This window comes from Actinoplanes aureus, assembly GCF_015704865.1.
In the GTDB taxonomy this organism is placed as follows: Bacteria; Actinomycetota; Actinomycetes; order Mycobacteriales; family Micromonosporaceae; genus Actinoplanes; species Actinoplanes aureus.
In genome coordinates this window covers 345,921-362,738 of the sequence record NZ_JADQTO010000002.1, presented here as the reverse complement: position 1 = coordinate 362,738, position 16,818 = coordinate 345,921, and the positions used below count along the sequence as shown (strand labels likewise).

The window sequence follows — 16,818 nt, the reverse complement described above, 5'->3', positions numbered from 1 at the left end:
TCCGAGTGCCGAAGGTCACGCTACGGGTGACTCCCCACCGCCTTCTGGAGTGCGCAAGACCGCACGAAAGGCGGCCGGAAAGGTCCCGCCTCAGCCGGCACGTTCGCCCGCCAGTGCCGAAGCGCTGCCGGTAGACCGCCAAGCCCCATCGCCGGAGGGAAGCGGGGTGCCGACCACGCCCGCACCTGCCAAGGCAACGCCTGCTGCTGTGCCCGCAACGCCACGCGCAAAAGCCGCGCCCACAAAGGCGACGCCTGCGCCCAACGCGGCGCCGACCGCACGCCCGAAGGCGACGCCCGCGCGCGAATCAGCAAAGGCAACGCCGACACCCCCAAAGGCAACGCCCGAACCCACGCCGCCCACCGCCACACCGGCGCCCACAAAGGCAACGCCCGCGTCGGCTGCGCCCAGTGCAGCGCCGACCGCACGGCCGAAGGCAACACCGGCAGCTACGAAGGCGACCTCCGAACCCGCGCCGCCCACCGCCACACCGGCACCCACAAAAGCGACGGCCGCACCCCCGCAGGCAACGCCGCAACCCACACCCACAAGGGCGCCCGCCAAGAAGGCCGCGCCACGCCCGGCCCGCAAAGCGGCCATACCCAAGGCACCCCCGAACACCCAGGCACCCACCGACGGCCAGGCATCCGCTGACAAGACGGCCGCCAGAACCACCCCCGAAACACCCACCCCGGCTCCCCCCGGCCGCAAAGCCGCCCGCCCTAGCAAGGCCGTCCCGGACGCAGCTCCGACCACGCCGGACATCGCCGAACCAACCGCCAAACCGCCAACGATCACCCCGGCCGCCGCCATCGCAGTGCGGCCGGAACCCGCCACCGCCCTGGACCTCTGGCCGGCCCTCCTCGCGAATCCCAGCCAAGCCCAGGAAACCCTCGCCCAAGCCGCAGTCGAGACCATCGGTCCGCGGGCCCAGGCCTGGGCGGACGGCATCCGCGCCACCTACCCCAACGCCACCACCGAGGGCCTGGCCCGCCTGGCCACCCTCCGGTTCACCCGCTCGGCGGGACTGCGGGCCGGTCTGGGTGCGATCGCTGGCCCGTACGCCCCGGTCGCCCTGCTCGTTGCGGCTGCGATAACGCAGGCTGAGCTGGTGTTGCACCTGGCCGCGGCGTACGGCCGGAATGCGACGGACCCGCAGCGTGTCGCCGAGCTGGTGCGCCTGGTTCCGTTCGAGAAGCGCTGGCTGGCCGGCTGGGCGGCCGTGCGTCTCGCCGATCGGGCGTGGCCGGGCGTCAGCCTGGCCGCCTCGGTGCTGGGCAGCCGCAGCGCTGCCGACAGCACAGCGGTGCGGGCGCGGCGTTTCTACAGGGAGAGCCAGTCCAGCCAGGATTCCGGCAGCAGCTGATAGCCGACGAAAGCGGTGATGTCGAGCAGGCTGTGCGCCACGATCAGCGGCATCACCCGCTTCGTCTTCAGGAAGAACAGCGCGAAGACGACGCCCATGATCGCGTTGCCGACGAAGGCGCCGAATCCCTGGTAGAGGTGGTACGACCCGCGCAGCACCGCTGAGCAGACGACGATCCACACCAGGGACATGCCGGATTGGCGTAGCCGGGTAATGAGGTAGCCGACGACCACGACCTCTTCGAGTACGGCGTTCTCGATCGCGGCGAGGATGAGTACCGGTACGGCCCACCAGTACGGCTGGAGTCCGGACGGGACGATCTGCGCGTTGATGCCGAGCTGCAACGCCGTGTAGACGAGGAGCAGCCCGGGGATGCCGATGCCGACGGCCAGTCCGACACCCCAGCCCAGGTCGTACGCGGGCCGGCGGAAGTCGATGCCGAGGTCTCGGCCGGGTGACATGTTGTCGCGCTTCAGCAGGTAGATCACCAGGACCACCGGGATGAGCGCGAAGAAGATGCCGAGCACCTGGTACGTGAGGTCCAGGTAGGGCCGCGGCGACACGGTCGGGTTGAGGGTGGCGGTCTGCTGGGCCAGCGGCTTGTCGGCGGTGAGTTTCGCGGTCAGCGACACGATGGCATAGACCGCGGACTGCCCGAGGGACAGCAGCAGCACGATGACGATCTCCGGGAGGTACGTCCGGCCGGTGGCCTGCTGTTGTTCGAGCGTCACGCGACAACTTTAGATGCGGCAGCGACACGCCGAGCAGGGTGACGAGTCGCACTTTCGGTGCGTCGTGTTCCCGACTGTGCTGACCACTCTGAATGGCATGGGAGACCTCGCACGCTTGCTCAAGGAGAGCTGGAGTCTCGTCGAGGAGCATCAGGACAAGGTTGCCGGCTACTTCTACGCCCGCATGTTCCTGTCTCATCCGGATCTGCGGGATCTGTTCCCGGTGCAGATGGACGTGCAGCGTGCCCGGCTGCTAGGGGCGATCGTTACCGCCGTGCAGACGCTGGAGGATCCCGAGAAGTTCGACGATTATCTACGGGCGCTGGGCCGGGATCACCGGAAGTTCCACGTGGAACCGGAGCACTACGAGGTCGTGGGTGGGGCGTTGATCGAGGCGATGCGGACCTGTGCGGGCGAGCAGTGGGGCGTCGAGTACGACCAGGCATGGGCGGACGCGTACGCGGTGATCGCCTCGAAGATGCTGGCCGGGGCGGACGCCGACCCGAACCCGCCGTACTGGCACGCCGAGGTGGTAGCGCACGAGCGCCGGGCCCGCGACATCGCGGTGTTCACCGTGCTGCCGTTGCAGCCGCTGGAGTTCCGCGCCGGTCAGTACCTGAGCCTGGAGGCTCCGCGATATCAGCCGCGGCTATGGCGCACCTATTCACCGGCGAACGCGCCGCGCCGCGACAACACGCTGGAGTTCCACGTCAAGGCGATCGGCGCGGGCTGGGTGTCCAGCGCTCTGGTGCGGCGGTTGAACACCGGCGACATGATCAAGCTGGCCGCCCCGATGGGCTCGATGACGCTGGACCGCCGGTCGACCCGGGACGCGGTGTTCGTGGCCGGCGGTACCGGGCTGGCGCCGATCAAGTCCCTGCTGGAGGAGTTGACCCGGTACAACCGAACCCGCTGGGTGCACGTCTTCTTCGGCGCGCGGACCCGGGACGACCTGTACGACCTGGCCGACCTGAACCGGCTCGCCGCCCGTTACCCCTGGCTGTCGGTGGTGACGGCGTGCAGTGACGATCCCACCTTCCCCGGCGAGAAGGGCAACATCTCGGACGTCGTGGCCCGGTACGGCCCCTGGCAGGAGCATGACTTCTTCGTCTCCGGCTCCGGCCGGATGGTGAAGGCCACCTTGAAGACGCTGGCCGAGCTTCAGGTGCCGTCGGTCCGGGTCAAGTACGACAGCTTCACCGACTAGTAGTCCCAGGGACGGCCGGTCTGCTCGTACTGCGCGACCGGCACCAGCTTGGAGTCGGAGTTCATCCGATCCACGTAGAGCCGGCCCTCCAGATGGTCGATCTCGTGGCTGATCAGCCGGGCCAGGGCACGCTCGAACGTGGTGATCACCCGGGTTCCGTCGAATCGGGCGTGCTCCACCTCGATCCGCAACGGGCGGGACACCATTCCCCGGTAGTCGAAGAACGAGAGGCAGCCCTCGTACTGTTCGTCGCTCTCGGTCGACTCGTCGACGACGCGGGGGTTGAGCAGCACAACCGGCTCGATGTCGTGCTCCGGCGGGCGGACCACGGCGGCCGCCACCGGGACACCGATCTGCGTCGCGGCCAGACCGACGCCCTTGCTGAACTCGTGCAGGTCCTGCAGCCGGCTCAGTGAGGTCAGCAGGCGGGTGACGGTTTCCCGGGCGGCCGGTCCTTCCCGGGGTAGCTGGAAGTGGCGGGCCCGCTGCCGGAGCAGGTCGGATCCGCGCTGGATGATGCCGATGCCGCGCATCCGGTGCGAGGCCCGTGGCAGGGCCGGCTCCGGTGGTCCGGTCTCGTCGTAGACCGGTGCGTCGGCGCCGCGGTACCGCCATTCCAGCCGGTACCGCGCGTTGAGCAGGGGCGCGTCGGTTGACCACTCGAAAATGGCGCGACCTCCCTCGATGCGGCGTTCCAACGGGGTACGGACGGGCACCTCGGCGGCGAGGGAAGCCTCCACACCCCAGACCTGCGGTTCGAAGCTCTCCGGAAAGTTCAGTCGTACGGTCAGCGACCGGGTGGGCAGCCGGACGGCCCGCTGGAACCACTGCCCCCACTTCTCCTCGCCGACCGTGTACGCGTACGCGATGGTCGTACGCTCACCGGGGTAGAGCGGGAATTGCCCGCGCTCGTTGGCGAAGAGCAGCCAGATCTCCTTGGCCGCGTCCCGGTCGAGCTTGACCCGCCACTGCATCGGCTCGGCGGCATCCCCTTCGCCGGCCCGTGCCCGCACGTCCATCTCGTCGAAGGTGAGCGGGTTCTCCCGGTGGTGCCGGTTGGAGCCGGCCGGGTCGTGCGGGTACCGATCCACCGCGATCTTCACCAGGTACCGGGTGACCGGCTCGACCCCCGCGTTGTAGAGGGCCCGGCTCACCCGGCAGCGGTAGGCCCCGTTCGTGTAAACCAGTTCGGCGATCTCGCGTTCCACGACCAGACCGGTGCCGGGCGGCAGCCACTGCACCGGCACCGGTGGGTCCCGGTGCAGCGCCGATCCGCGGGCGTGACGCAGTTCGTCGTACTCCTGGAAGCGTTGCCAGATCGCCCCGCCGGCGCTCAGGACCGCTTCGGCGCGGCGAGCGAAGTCTTCGGTGGGCTTGTGCCGTCGTCCCTCGACGTGGCTGACATAGGAGGGGTCGAACCCCATGCGCGCGGCAAGCTGCTTCTTTGTCATCCCGCGCTCGACCCGCCATTGCGCAAGCGCCGTAACGAACTGATCTGCGGCCCGTTCAATGGGCGAGGTGGTCATCACGGATGTCCCCTTCGCGACGGCAACCTCAGTGTCGCTGGCACTAGTGTCCGTAAGGGGCTAGTAGCGCGTTGCCGACAAATGCCTTGACGAACCCGCGAAGGCAGCAACGCTACGTAAAGTAATTCTCGCTCAAGGTATCCGCCCGAAAGATCCTGCCGGTTGGTGTGGTTAGGCTATCCTTAACCGGGTACGGTGGGTCGCCTCAGATCCTTCCGTCAAGCTGGCGAGGAGAAGTGCGGTGACTCAGCGACCAGTGTCGCCGCGGGCAGGCAAACGCCCGTGACCATAACGTTGGACCTCACGCGTCCCCGCCTGCACCCGCTCGCCCCGGTCACCGCGACCCTGCGGGCCATGTTCGGCACCAGCACCGAGATCCCCGGCCTCGCTCCGGACCTGGTCACCCGCGATCTCGCCGGCTGGACGCCGGCCGCCCGGCTCGCCGATGTGCACCTGGACACCCTGCTGGACACGGCCCGCCGCCGGTGGCACGCGCAGCCGCACGCCGCCGCCGCGCTCGCCTGGAAGGCGTACACCTACTGGCTCGCCCTGCCCGCCGTCCTCGGCTGGGCCTCCGCGCGCCGGGTTCCGCTGCTGACCGCCACCGACGTGGTGATGCACTTCGACGACCCGCGTCCGCTGCTCACTCTCGGCCTGCGCCCGGACATCCCGGTCGCCGTGCTGCCCACCGACCCGCTGGCGATCAGCGGACTCCCGCAGGTTCGTGTCGTCGCCGACGAGGACGCCCTGCTCGCCGAGTTCCGGCGCTCCCTCTTCGACGAGCACCTCAGCCCGCTGCTCGACGCCATCCACAGCCGGGTCCGGCTCGGCAAACGGACGCTGCTCGGCTCGCTCGCCTCCGGCGTCGCATACGGCGTGCTCCGCTCCGCGGACGCCCTGCCGGGTTCGTCCGCGGAGAACATCGACCGCCTGCTGGGCACGCTGGGCGTCCGCGATCTGATCGAGCTCGTCCCGGGTCCGCTCGGCAAGCTCGACGTGCAACGCAAGACCTGCTGCCTGGCCTTCACCCTGCCGCAGCCCAAGGTCTGTCCGGGGTGCTGCATCAAAACCATTTAGGCGTACGCCTCGGCAAAGTCCCCGAACTGTCCGGGTCGGCGCCGTCGTGGTCCAGCTGATCACTCGGCCGCCGGGCTGAGCAGGGGGTCCGGGCGAACCCGAACCCCCGCCGGAACGTCAGCTCCGCTCGCAGCCGACCTTGGCGTCGCCGCCGTGCGCCTCGCAGAGATCACCTTCCGCGGTGCCGTTGGTGCCGCCGTCGAGCCGGTCCTGACCCTTCGGCTCGGTCCAGTCGTAGCCGCTGACGTAGTCGTCGCCGGCCCCGCCGTACAGCTTGTCCTGGCCCGCCTCACCGGCCACCAGGTCGTCGCCGCCCAAGCCGTAGATCACGTCGTTGCCGGACCAGCCGTACAGGTAGTCGACCCGGGCGGTGCCGTAGAGCACGTCGTTGCCCTCGCCGCCCTGGATCTCCTCGATGTCAGTGGCGAGGGTGTCCTTCTCGCCCTTCGCACCGTCGTCACCGGTCACCCCGTCCGCGTCGGCCTTGATGCCCTTCGTGTACGTGATGTAGGTGACCGCGTCACGGTCACCGGCGCCGCCGGAGACGTAGTCGTTGTCGCTGCCGTAGTCCGCCGGGCTCAGGCTGAATCCGTCCTGGCCGGGACCGCCGTACATCCGGTCGTTGCCGTTTCCGCCGTGGAACGAGTCGTGACCGGCGTCGCCGAGGAGCACGTCGTTGCCGTCCTCGGCGGCGAGCCAGTCGTCCCCGTCGCCACCGGAGAGCCGGTCGCTGCCGTCGTCGCCGTGCAGCTCGTCCTTCCCGCCGCGCCCGTAGATCTTGTCCGCGCCGCTGCCGCCCTGGATGAAGTCGGCGCGCGGGCCACCGTAGATCTTGTCGTTGCCGGTACCGCCGTCGCTCGTCAGCCCCAGATCGGTGCTGTTGACGATCGAGTCGTTCCGGTCGTACGTGAAGATCCGCAACCGGGTCGGCGCTTTCGACGGGGTGCAGCGCACCTTGGTCTTGTCGCCCTTGACCGCCTTGCAGCCCTTGCCGGCCTTGACCGCGACCTTGTCATCGATCGTGATCGTTTTGCCCGAGCGAGTCACCACGACCTTGTTCTGCTTACCTTTGGCCGCCTTGTACTGCACCTTCGTCGTCGACACGACCGAGGCGACCCCGGCGGTGGCGGCGTGGGCCGGAGCAGCGAACGCTCCGGCAACGGTGATCGCGGCGAACATGGCCGCGGCATAGCGCACGGACTGTGGCATGTGGATCCTCCCGTGGAAGTGGGAAGATCATAGAACGATACCGTTACGACGCGCGGCCCCGTATCGACGCGTGCCGTCAGGACCCTGCGGCCAGCACCACTTCCGGCTTGTCCACCAGGTGGCGGACGTCCCAGAGCCAGACGCCGCCGGTCCACGTGGGCCGGAAGCCGAGCAGGTCGGACATCGTGCGCAGCATCTCGATGTCCCGTGCCTGCGGCGTGAGCACCACCACTCCGGCCTTCCAGAAACGCAGGTCGGCGAGGGTCATCTCACGCCGGGCGTCGGTGACCTCGGGGATCGGGTTGCCCTGCCGGATCGAGGTGATCAGTCCGCTCGTCGGCCGCCACGGGGGCGAGAAGATCGCGCTGCGGTCGGCCGGGTTCTGCGGGTTCTGGTTCGGCAGCAGGGCGTACGCCCCGGCGATGCGCATGTCCTGCCCGGTGTACGCGGTCCAGCGCAGCGGATCCGGGTAGCTGCTGTCCGGCAACGGCAGACTGACCACGGTGTGCTCGTCGTCCACGTACTGACGCCAGGCGCCCGTGGTGACGAACTCCGGCACCGGGTCCATCGGCGTGGTCTGCAACGGGGTCGGCGCGAGCGGGACGAGCGCCATCGCCACCGCCGTGATCATCGCGACGCGTACCGGGCCCCGCGCGTGCGGCTGGGACCGGACCAGGTCGGCGGCGCGCTGGCAGCCGAGGGCGAGCACGATGCCGACCATCGGCGCGATCGCCATCGCCCACCGGGTGGGCACGGCCGAGTCGAGGACCGGGATGCTGTGCATGATCGACCAGATGCCGGGGATGCCGGTGTTGATGCCGTTCAGGTAGATCCGTGGCCCGAGCGACATCGCGGCGAAGAAGACCGCTATCGCGCCGACCGCGACCACCGTCGCGTTACGCCGCATCCAGAGGATCAGCCCGAAGAAGAGGATGACCAGGCCCCAGCCGAAGAAGGCGTTCTCCTCAGCCGGGTTCTGCGACAGCATCGACGCGACGGCGCCGTTGCCGGCCACCGACCGGCTCGAGTAGGCGGTGAACGACGCGAGGTCGGCGCCGAAGTTGCGGACGAACTCGGCCAGGCCCTGGTAGCTCTGCGGCCCGAAGAACTGCACGCTGAGCGGGTAGGCCAGCGCGGCGAGCGTGGTCACCGCGGTGATGCCCAGGCCACGGAGGAACGGCAGGACCTCGCCCGGGTGACTCCTACGCCGGACGGCCGCCATGATCAAGCAGTAGAGGCCGAGGCCGACCGCGGTCATGAAGAGGATCTCGAGATTGAGGAACGCCTGCCAGATGAGCAGGCCGGCGAGGATCAACCCGTTGCGCAGGGCGCGACGCGGAACGCGCAGTTCAAGCGTGCGCCAGATGATCAGCGGAACCAGGAACTGCGAGACGATGTTCGGGTGGCCACCGGCGTGCGAGATCATGCTCGGCGCGAAGGTGCAGAAGAGAGCGCCCACCCAGGCCGCCAACCGCGAGGCCACGAAGCGCCGGGAGAGCACCAGATACCACGAAGCCCCGGTAAACGCCAATGCACAGGTGAGAAATACGTTGAACGCCACATGCGGACCGAACAGAAGAGTGATCGGCGTCAGTGGCAACGAAACGGCCAGCACCGACGTGTTGGCCATCATGTTCACCCCGTCGGGGTAATTCATGCGGTCCGAGAAGAACGGATACACGCCATCCGTGAGCACCCGGGCACCGTGCGCCAGCATCCACTCGAAGAAAGCTTGATCCTGCGGATCATCACGCAGTTCATGATCAAGATTCAGCCACAACGGTGCGGTGACGAGGAGGGCGACGGCTACGAAACTGGCGATTGCCAGAACGTCACGCCAAGCGAGCACACGCCACTTCGGACGGTGCCGATCGGGGCGTATGGCCTGCTCTTCGGCCACTTCCTTGGGCGTGACAAGGGTCACCGCGGCATCCGGCGTGACGGCAGCCCGAAGGGCGAGCAGCTCCGCGTCCAGGTTGTCGTCGGCGGTCACTTGGCGCGGCCGGAGAACGTTCTCGCCGGTCGACTGGCCTGTCGAGTCAAAACCCGTAATCGTCATAGCATCGGCGAGCCTAACCGAGGTTCTCAAGAAGCCGACGTTGAGCGCCCCAGGCGTGATAGAGACGATATGTACGCGTGTTTTCCGCGTGTCCCGCACGTGGTGTCCATCTGGTGGACTCCCACGATGCGTAACCCATCCAAGTACCCAACCGCGCTATGTCTCAATCAGGCCAAAAAATCAGCGGCGGACCACGGTCAACTTTCGGATAGGCGCGGCAGATGGTTAACTTCTCCGGTCCCGCTGTCACTCAGATCGGCAAGATGAGGGAACCTCACCTATGGCAGACATCACTGGAGACCAGCGGATCCAGTCCGAAGTGCTCGAGGGCCTCGCCACGGCCGTGAACCACCGCCGGTGGTTCGTCGAGCTCGCGCTCCCATACCTCGGGGACAACCCCATCGAGATCGGCAGCGGCCTCGGTGACTACGCGATCGAGTGGTCCGAGCACCTCCCGCGGTTCACCGCGACCGAGGCGGACCCGGACCGGCTGGTTCTGCTCAAGGAGCGGATGGCCGATCACCCGGGCATCGACGTCAAGCAGATGCTGCTGCCGTCGCCGGAGGCGAACGGGGAGTACAGCGCCGCGGTCTCCTACAACGTGCTCGAGCACATCGAGGACCACGTGGGCGCGCTGCGCAGCATGAAGGATCTGGTGCGCCCCGGCGGCCGGGTCATCATCATCGTGCCGGCGTTCATGTTCGCCATGAGCCAGGTCGACATCGCGACCGGACACATCCGCCGCTACACCAAGAAGACGCTCTCGGCCGCTTTCATCGAGGCCGGCCTGGAGATCGAGAAGATCCACTACGCGAACGCGCTGGGTCTGATCGGGTACTACGGCGCCACGAGCATCTTCAAGCTGGCCCCGAAGGAGGGGCCGATGGTCAAGGTCTACGACACCCTGGTGCTCCCGGTGACCAAGGCCGCGGAGCGCGTCGTGAAGCCGCCGTTCGGGCAGTCGGTCTTCTGCGTGGGCCGCGCGCCGCGCTGACGCGTACCCCGAAAAAGTCGAGATGGCCGCCGGCGATGCCGGCGGCCTTTCGTTGTGCGGGTCTCAGCCGCGAACCTGGAAGGTCGGGCGCACGGTCGCCCGGGCGAGGGTGTGGAAGGCGAGGTTGAAGCCGACGTACGCCGGTGAGGCGTCCGGGGTGACCTCGAGGCGGTCGACGTCGATCGCGTGTACAGCGAAGACGTAGCGATGCGGCCGGTCGCCGGGCGGCGGGGCCGAGCCACCGTAGTTGCGCTCGCCGTAGTCGTTGCGCACGCAGAACGCCCCGTCCGGCAGGGGATCCACGCCGCGGTCCAGGTCGGTGACCGTGACCGGCAGGTTGACCAGCACCCAGTGCCAGAACCCGCTGCCGGTCGGCGCGTCCGGGTCGAAGCAGGTGACCACGAACCCCCGGGTCTCGTCGGGGAACCCCGACCAGGACAACTGCGGCGAGAGGTTCTTCCCGCCCACACTGGTGTGCACGAAGAGCTCGTCGAGCGGCTGCCCATCCGTCACGTCCGAGCTGGTCACCGTGAACGACGGGACCGGCGGCAGAAGATCGTACGGGTCGGGAGCCAGGGCGCGGTCAAGACTCATGGTGGCCTCCGGCGGCGTAGCAGGTAACTGAGGCCTGTTCACGACCCACCTTGCGAGTGAACAAGTCTCATCGGTCAGGGTTTCCCGCGTTGGGCCGAGACTAACCGGCGTATGTGACCGGCGCCTTTCGTCGGCATTGCGCCGTGCCGTCACTCGAACGGGTAAACACACAGGTGGTGCGCTTGCGAACAGCCCCGGTCGGTAATGCTTCTGTCAGACATCCGACCGGGTGTGTGCGGCCGAGATCCCCGCGCCCGGTTGCGATCGGCCGCCACTTCGGCGGTCAGCGAGCGGGCACCCGTCATCCGGCGGGTGCCCGCTGCTGTCCGGGGTTCTGGCCACGGAAAGCTACAGGCGCGCCACCCGGAGCCCGCGGTAGAGCTTGCGGTAGACCACGCCGGTGCGGTGGTTGCCGGCGTCGATCATCATGCCGCGGCCCATGTAGATGCCCACGTGGCCGGGGCCGACCACCAGGTCACCGGGCCGGGCCTGGGAGCGGGTGATGGTCCGCGCGCGGCGGGCCTGTGCGCCGGACGAGTGCGGCAGGCGCAGGCCGGCCCGGGCGTACGCACGCCTGGTGAAGCCCGAGCAGTCGAAACCGCCGGGTCCCTCGCCGCCCCGCACGTACCGCTTGCCGACCTGGGAGCGGGCGAAGGCGATCACCGCGCCCATGCTCCGGCCGGGGCGGGTCCGCAGGCGCCGGACGGCGGTGCTCCGGGTGACCTTGCGAACCGCGACCGCACCACGCTTCGCCACGGTCGTCCGCCTCTGCTGGACGACCACACGCCGGTGCTGCGTGCGGGCCGAGTGCCGGGCCGCGGGGCGTTCAGCCACTCGCGCCGCGGGACGGTTGTTCAGGCGTATCGGACGGCGGGAGGCTGGTGTCACCACCGGGCGTACCCGGGCCGTCGCGCGTACGGCCGGCCGTCGCGGGATCGAGCGGGACGCACGCTGGCTGGTCGTCACCCTCTCCTGGAGATTCGCGGGAAGCGGGATCTCCGATTTATGCGTTTGGATCAGGAACTGTCGTTCCTGGATCTCCTCGCCAAGCGGGAGAGCTGGCAGCTCCGGTGTGGCCGGCAGGGCCCGCGGCGGCGTCGTGACGGCCTCCGCGGCGTGCTCGACCGGTTCCAGGGCCGGTGCGATGACGGCCAGCGCAATGGCGCCGGCGGTCAACACACGGCGCGTCGACGTACCGTGCAGTGTTGCCTCCGAAATAGGCCCGGGGCACTCGCGCGAATCCCATCGGTGCGGGGCTGATGCTGCCTGCCACGCTTTGCCTCCGTCGAAGGTGGGCAATGGGAACCCGGACATCCGCGTATTCCGTGGACCATGCCAACACACCATCGAATGCGCCGTGGCTGGATTCACATAATTGATCCCCCAATCTCGAAAAGATAAAGGCCGTCATTCACTGAACGGGTGGCAGCGTCATGCGTACGCCCGGTGTGGACATCGAGCCGTGCACGGAGACCTCGCTGAGCTGGGCATCCGTCGGCACGTCGAAGGGCAGCACGCCCGCCACGGTGTCACCCGGAAGGATCTCGTTGAGCAGTGTCGGACTGCGATCGTTGAGAAAGACCGCGGCCTGGTCGGCGACGGCGTAGGCTACGCCGTTGGCGTCGTAGACCCGCTGTGCGCCGCTGTCGAACAACTCCGGCTCGGTGCCGGTGTTCTTGACCGTCACGCCGAGTAGGCAGAATTGCCCGCCGGGCAGCTGTTGCAGGTCATCCGGGCCGACCGACGACACGCCGCACCGCAACGAGGTCACGGCGAACTCGAAATTGCCGGCCACCGCGCCGTTCGGCACATGCCGGCCCATCGTCGCCGGACGACGGTCAGCGGTCACCACCGCCCAGACCCCGAATCCGATCAGGGCGAGCGTCATGACGACCCCGCCGGCGATCCAGATCCGGATCTTCCACCGCAGCGCTCGCGCCTCGGAGGCGTGGTCTCGCGACGGGACGGCACGAGCGGTCGCGGAACGATGCGGTGCGTACGTCACGGTGTCCCCCAGCGGTTGGAACGGGAGCGCGGCCGAGTGCCGGCCGCGCTGTCCGTCCATGCTGGGATCGCCTGGGACCGACACACCCGCGACTCGCCGCATATCGGGCCGTATCGGTCATATAACTCGGCTTTTGTTCCCCCGAAGGAGTGAAATCAGCGCAGGAGAAGAATCTTGCCGAGGTGGTCGCTCGACTCCATGAGGTCGTGGGCGGCGGCCGCCTCGGCCAGAGGGAAGGTGGTGTGGATGATCGGTTTGATCAGACCGGCCGCGACAAGCGGCCACACCCGATCCCGCACGCCCGCCACGATCCGCGCCTTGTCCGCCGGCGGCCGCGCCCGCAGCGCCGTCGACGAGATCCGCCCCCGCTTGGCCATCAGCTTGCCCAGGTCCAGCTCGGCGGAACGCCCGCCCTGCATCCCGATCACCGTGATCCGGCCGTCGGCGGCCAGCGCCTCGATGTTGCGAGCGAGGTACTTCGCTCCGATGATGTCCAGCACCACGTCGGCGCCGCGGCCACCGGTGCGGTCCAGCACCTCCCGTACGAAATCCTGGGTCTGATAGTCGATCGTCAGATCGGCGCCCAGCGCGCGCAGCCGCTCATGCTTCTCCGCCCGGGCCGTGACCAGCACGGTCGCACCCAGCGCGACGCCCAGCTGGATCGCGAACGTGCCGATGCCGCTGCCGCCGCCGTGCACCAACAGGGTCTCGCCGGAGCGCAGCCGATCCCGGTCCACCACGTTGGACCAGACCGTGCAGGCCACCTCCGGCAGCCCGGCCGCCTCGACCAGCGACAACCCGGCCGGCACCGGCAGGAGCTGCCCGACCGGCACCGCCACCCGCTCGGCATAGCCACCACCGGCGAGCAGCGCACAGACCCGCTCGCCCACATGATGCCCGGTGACGCCCGGGCCGAGCGCGCTGATCACGCCCGAGCACTCCAGCCCCGGAAACTCCGAGGCGCCCGGTGGTGGCGGGTAGAGGCCCTGCCGCTGCGACACGTCAGCCCGGTTGACCGCGGTCGCGGTCACATCGACCACGACCTCACCCTCGGCGGCCTCCGGATCCGGCACCTCGGCCCAGACCAGCTGCTTGTCCTCGATCACGATCGCGTGCATGGGCTCGACAATGCCCTACCGGTACGACAAGAACACCGAGCGGGTGGCAAACTGGAGCGGCACTACGGGAGGGCTCGCCTAGTGGCCGATGGCGCCGGTCTTGAAAACCGGTATGGGGAAACTCATCGTGGGTTCGAATCCCACGCCCTCCGCCCACTCCGGCCCAGGTCAGCGGGTATGCCGACCTGGGCATGGGGGGCTAGTGGGGGGACCTCAGCTCAAACGGCGCGGACCGGCGGGGAAAGCGACCACTTCTGCGGTGGTATCTCCTAGATCGTTCCGGTTCAGCGGCTTTTGCACCTCTAGACCGGCGGCGAGCCGAGACGTACGCGCAGCCAGCACCTCAGTGTGTTCGTCGATGTGATCCAGCCGCTCGTTGACTGCGGCGATCTGTTGCTGAAGCGCTTCGACGGCCTTGGTCAGCTCGACGCTTGTGCAACGCTCGCACTGGCCGGGATTCCTCCGAAGAACGAGGACGACCGCGGCCATCGCAACGAGGACGACAAAGGATGCACCGACCATGCGCGGCCTGCTGATCGGCTGGATGTCAACGCCGAACAGCAGCATCGTCGCTGCCCCGAGGAGAGCGGCAGCACCGCTCAGGACGACGTAAGCCCAGGGGCTGCGGGTGTGTTGCATGTGGACCCTTCTCTCCGATCACGTGCCGGTTTCCGGTGTGGCGGAGGAGACGTGGCTGGCGGACGCCTCCCGACATTCGCGCGTCACGACGGAGTGCCACACCTTCTAGCCGGCGCAACTCCCGCTCGCTGACGCTGGCCGTTCTAAGGCAGCGGCGGCTGACCCAAACGCCCCTTTCGAACCCACGTATCCAGTCGTGGGCAGCTGCCCCAGCTGCCTGCGTCGATCTGCATCGCTCCCCCGTGCTTCGAACGTATGTTCGAACAACCTTAGTACCTTGATCACGGACTTTGGGTAGGGAGGTTACGAGATCACCACGGATTGTTAAATGTCCTAATCAGACAGTCGTGACCTGGCCGTTCAACGGATGCACTGTCCGCTTCTACTGCGGTAGGGCTTTCCCGACTCGCAACGTTTCTACTGGCCGCGATGGGTTTGCTCGGACTCCTCCAAGAGCCGGCGCACGTCAGCCGGGTCGGCGATCCGCTGCTTTCCGCCGGGCTTGAACTTGAACCCGATCTGGTTCCCCAGGAGCCGATGCGCGGTGGACGCAGATACGTCCAGCACAGTTGCGAGATCGCCGACACGCAGCCACTCCCCCTCATCGAGGGCACGGCGCAGTTCGTCGCGGCTTCTCGGCATCAGCAGGGCTCCCATCGCAGGTGCGCTGATCGTATCGACCCCGCCACGCATGAGCGATCACCCCTGATTCTCGCGTCGCCAACTCTGTCATCTACGCCAACTCTGTCATCTATGTCATGATGGCGCCATGACGCCGCTGATGCTGAACGCCTTGCTGGCTCTGATCGGCCTGCCGCTGATCGTCGGCACCATGACCCTGATCGCCTGGGCGCAGTTCCCGGAGATCCTGCGCCGCCCGCAGCCGCCGCGACCGCTGGACCCGCGCGCCGGATGGGCGGTGGCGACGTGGGCCTGATCGCCTACCTGCGCCGCCGTTGGCTGTCGACCGGGTTCACCGTTCTGCTCTCCGGCTCGGCCATCAACATCTGGATCCAAGACGGCGGCAAAGCGCTGATCGTCATCGCTGCGGTCTCCGTCGGCCTGGTCCTCGTGATCGCTGCCGAGTTCCTGCTGTCCGGCTATCACGTGGCCAAGCACTCCCTCGTCTACCAGCACGAACTGCCGAGAGTCGCCCGCGGAATCCGCGCACTCGAAGCCAACCGCCACAAGGAGAGCCACCAGTGACCACCGACCTGTCCTCTCTGCTGGACCGCCGCGAGGTCATCGCCGCCGGGCTGCTGCTCTCGGTCGTCCTGCTCACCTGGGCTGGCCGCCGGCTGGCTCGCTCCAGCCGCCCCGACGGGCCGCTCTCGCGCATCGCCATGATCATCGGTCTCGGCTGGTCGTCCGAGGCTGTCTGGGAGCTCACCGGGCGCATCCCTGGCTTCCCCGCCGGGCCCCGGGTCCTGCTCTTCGCCGTCCTCGAGATCCTGCTGCTGGTCAGCATGATCCGCGCCGACCGGCACGTCCGGGAGCATGGCTGGCCCGGTCGCGCCGGCACCACGGCGTGGATCATCGCCGTTTCGATGGGCCTCGTCGCCGCCGCTGTCTCCCACAGCGCGGCCGAGGCGCTCCTGCGCCTCGCGATCCCGCTGCTGCTCACGAAACAGTGGTGGGACGGCCTTGTCGGCGACCAGGCCAAGCGGCCGGAGTGGGCAACGAGCTGGCGATGGACACCCCGGCGGTTCCTGCTCTGGCTCGGCGCGATCGAGCCGGGCGAGCGTGACGTCGAGACCGTGCACCGCGAACGGCTGACACAGCAGATGACCAATCTGGAGTTTCGCCGGCGACACGGCTCCGAGCGTCAGCGGAAGCGCGCCGCGCGGCGGCTGGCCCGTCTGTCGCTGGCCGCCGACGACACGATCATCGACCAGGTCCGCGCTCGCGTTGACCGGGCGGTCTGGTTCGAGGTGACGCACCCGGCGGAGCCCGACAGCGCGATGCCGCCCGCCGTCCCGGCGCGCCAGGCCGCGTCAGTCAGGGCCGCCAGAATCCGTCACGGTCGCAAGCTCCGCACCCTTCGCGTGACGCACCTCCCGAAGCCTGTCACCGCAGCTCAGCCGACCCGGCAGGAGGAGCGGCAGAAGGACGAGATCGAACTCGTAGTAGCCGCCATCAAAAGCACCCGGCCCGAACTGCGGCCCAAGCGCCTCGCGCACCTCGCCGTCACCTCCGAGTCCACGGCGCGACGGGTTCTCCAGCGAATCGACGGCCAGACTCCAGCGCGCGTCAACGGTAAGGAATCCGACCTCGTGGCGGCTGGATCGTGACA

General features: G+C 68.4%; 18 protein-coding genes and 1 tRNA gene. 8 read left to right on the top strand and 11 right to left on the bottom strand.

What is annotated here, in order from left to right; translation table 11 throughout:
• Nucleotides 1–90 precede the first annotated feature (90 nt).
• The gene (locus tag I4J89_RS04690) at nt 91–600 is read right to left on the bottom strand and encodes a hypothetical protein (RefSeq protein WP_196412561.1); all 510 of its coding nucleotides are present in this window, start codon (nt 598–600) and stop codon (nt 91–93) included.
• A gap of 217 nt (nt 601–817) precedes the next feature.
• Here I4J89_RS04690 and I4J89_RS04685 point away from each other — a divergent pair, with 217 nt between their 5' ends.
• On the top strand, nt 818–1,366 hold the full coding sequence (locus I4J89_RS04685; RefSeq protein WP_196412560.1) for a hypothetical protein: 549 nt from the start codon (nt 818–820) through the stop codon (nt 1,364–1,366).
• Here the strand turns inward: I4J89_RS04685 and I4J89_RS04680 are convergent.
• Nucleotides 1,324–2,097: a CPBP family intramembrane glutamic endopeptidase gene (locus tag I4J89_RS04680; protein WP_196412559.1), complete on the bottom strand. Its 774-nt coding sequence runs from the start codon at nt 2,095–2,097 to the stop codon at nt 1,324–1,326. The genes I4J89_RS04685 and I4J89_RS04680 overlap by 43 nt on opposite strands.
• Before the next feature lie 97 nt (nt 2,098–2,194).
• Here I4J89_RS04680 and I4J89_RS04675 point away from each other — a divergent pair, with 97 nt between their 5' ends.
• Nucleotides 2,195–3,304 carry a globin domain-containing protein gene (locus I4J89_RS04675; RefSeq protein ID WP_196412558.1) on the top strand — a complete coding sequence of 370 codons (1,110 nt, stop codon included), beginning with the start codon at nt 2,195–2,197 and terminating at the stop codon, nt 3,302–3,304.
• Here the strand turns inward: I4J89_RS04675 and I4J89_RS04670 are convergent.
• Nucleotides 3,301–4,830 (bottom strand): peptide deformylase, encoded by a 1,530-nt coding sequence (locus I4J89_RS04670; protein ID WP_196412557.1) that lies wholly within the window; start codon nt 4,828–4,830, stop codon nt 3,301–3,303. The two genes, I4J89_RS04675 and I4J89_RS04670, sit on opposite strands and share 4 nt — an antisense overlap.
• 354 nt (nt 4,831–5,184) lie before the next feature.
• On the opposite strand from I4J89_RS04670, the gene I4J89_RS04665 reads away from it, so the two are divergent.
• The gene (locus tag I4J89_RS04665; RefSeq protein ID WP_196412789.1) at nt 5,185–5,907 is read left to right on the top strand and encodes an IucA/IucC family C-terminal-domain containing protein; all 723 of its coding nucleotides are present in this window, start codon (nt 5,185–5,187) and stop codon (nt 5,905–5,907) included.
• A 117-nt stretch (nt 5,908–6,024) separates the two neighbouring features.
• Here the strand turns inward: I4J89_RS04665 and I4J89_RS04660 are convergent, their stop codons facing one another.
• Both I4J89_RS04660 and I4J89_RS04655 read right to left on the bottom strand, forming a co-directional pair.
• Nucleotides 6,025–7,116, bottom strand: a complete 1,092-nt coding sequence (locus I4J89_RS04660) for a calcium-binding protein (RefSeq protein WP_196412556.1) — start codon at nt 7,114–7,116, stop codon at nt 6,025–6,027.
• A 76-nt stretch (nt 7,117–7,192) separates the two neighbouring features.
• Entirely contained in the window at nt 7,193–9,175 is a 1,983-nt protein-coding gene (locus I4J89_RS04655; protein ID WP_196412555.1) for a DUF6311 domain-containing protein, read from the bottom strand.
• A 280-nt stretch (nt 9,176–9,455) separates the two neighbouring features.
• On the opposite strand from I4J89_RS04655, the gene I4J89_RS04650 reads away from it, so the two are divergent.
• Complete coding sequence (locus I4J89_RS04650) at nt 9,456–10,169, top strand: class I SAM-dependent methyltransferase (RefSeq protein ID WP_196412554.1); 714 nt, start codon at nt 9,456–9,458, stop codon at nt 10,167–10,169.
• 63 nt (nt 10,170–10,232) lie between these two features.
• Here the strand turns inward: I4J89_RS04650 and I4J89_RS04645 are convergent, their stop codons facing one another.
• The 4 genes from I4J89_RS04645 to I4J89_RS04630 form a co-directional block, all read right to left on the bottom strand.
• On the bottom strand, nt 10,233–10,763 hold the full coding sequence (locus tag I4J89_RS04645; RefSeq protein ID WP_196412553.1) for a YbhB/YbcL family Raf kinase inhibitor-like protein: 531 nt from the start codon (nt 10,761–10,763) through the stop codon (nt 10,233–10,235).
• Nucleotides 10,764–11,111: 348 nt separating this feature from the next.
• Complete coding sequence (locus tag I4J89_RS49300; protein WP_230858319.1) at nt 11,112–11,939, bottom strand: C40 family peptidase; 828 nt, start codon at nt 11,937–11,939, stop codon at nt 11,112–11,114.
• Nucleotides 11,940–12,174: 235 nt separating this feature from the next.
• Nucleotides 12,175–12,828 carry a DUF4352 domain-containing protein gene (locus I4J89_RS04635; protein ID WP_196412552.1) on the bottom strand — a complete coding sequence of 218 codons (654 nt, stop codon included), beginning with the start codon at nt 12,826–12,828 and terminating at the stop codon, nt 12,175–12,177.
• Between the two features lie 95 nt (nt 12,829–12,923).
• Nucleotides 12,924–13,886 (bottom strand): NAD(P)H-quinone oxidoreductase, encoded by a 963-nt coding sequence (locus tag I4J89_RS04630; RefSeq protein ID WP_196412551.1) that lies wholly within the window; start codon nt 13,884–13,886, stop codon nt 12,924–12,926.
• Nucleotides 13,887–13,953: 67 nt separating this feature from the next.
• Here I4J89_RS04630 and I4J89_RS04625 point away from each other — a divergent pair.
• A tRNA-Ser gene (locus I4J89_RS04625) sits at nt 13,954–14,038 on the top strand.
• 61 nt (nt 14,039–14,099) lie between these two features.
• Here I4J89_RS04625 and I4J89_RS04620 read toward each other — a convergent pair.
• The gene (locus I4J89_RS04620) at nt 14,100–14,525 is read right to left on the bottom strand and encodes a hypothetical protein (protein ID WP_196412550.1); all 426 of its coding nucleotides are present in this window, start codon (nt 14,523–14,525) and stop codon (nt 14,100–14,102) included.
• 417 nt (nt 14,526–14,942) lie between these two features.
• Nucleotides 14,943–15,218 (bottom strand): hypothetical protein, encoded by a 276-nt coding sequence (locus tag I4J89_RS04615; RefSeq protein ID WP_196412549.1) that lies wholly within the window; start codon nt 15,216–15,218, stop codon nt 14,943–14,945.
• A gap of 76 nt (nt 15,219–15,294) precedes the next feature.
• Here I4J89_RS04615 and I4J89_RS04610 point away from each other — a divergent pair, with 76 nt between their 5' ends.
• Genes I4J89_RS04610 through I4J89_RS04600 form a run of 3 tightly spaced genes read left to right on the top strand, consistent with a single transcriptional unit; the run spans nt 15,295 to nt 16,816 of the window.
• Complete coding sequence (locus I4J89_RS04610; RefSeq protein ID WP_196412548.1) at nt 15,295–15,462, top strand: hypothetical protein; 168 nt, start codon at nt 15,295–15,297, stop codon at nt 15,460–15,462.
• On the top strand, nt 15,453–15,731 hold the full coding sequence (locus I4J89_RS04605) for a hypothetical protein (RefSeq protein WP_196412547.1): 279 nt from the start codon (nt 15,453–15,455) through the stop codon (nt 15,729–15,731). Before I4J89_RS04610 ends, I4J89_RS04605 begins: the two co-directional genes overlap by 10 nt.
• The gene (locus I4J89_RS04600; protein WP_196412546.1) at nt 15,728–16,816 is read left to right on the top strand and encodes a hypothetical protein; all 1,089 of its coding nucleotides are present in this window, start codon (nt 15,728–15,730) and stop codon (nt 16,814–16,816) included. The genes I4J89_RS04605 and I4J89_RS04600 overlap by 4 nt, the downstream gene beginning before the upstream one ends.
• Nucleotides 16,817–16,818: the final 2 nt, after the last annotated feature.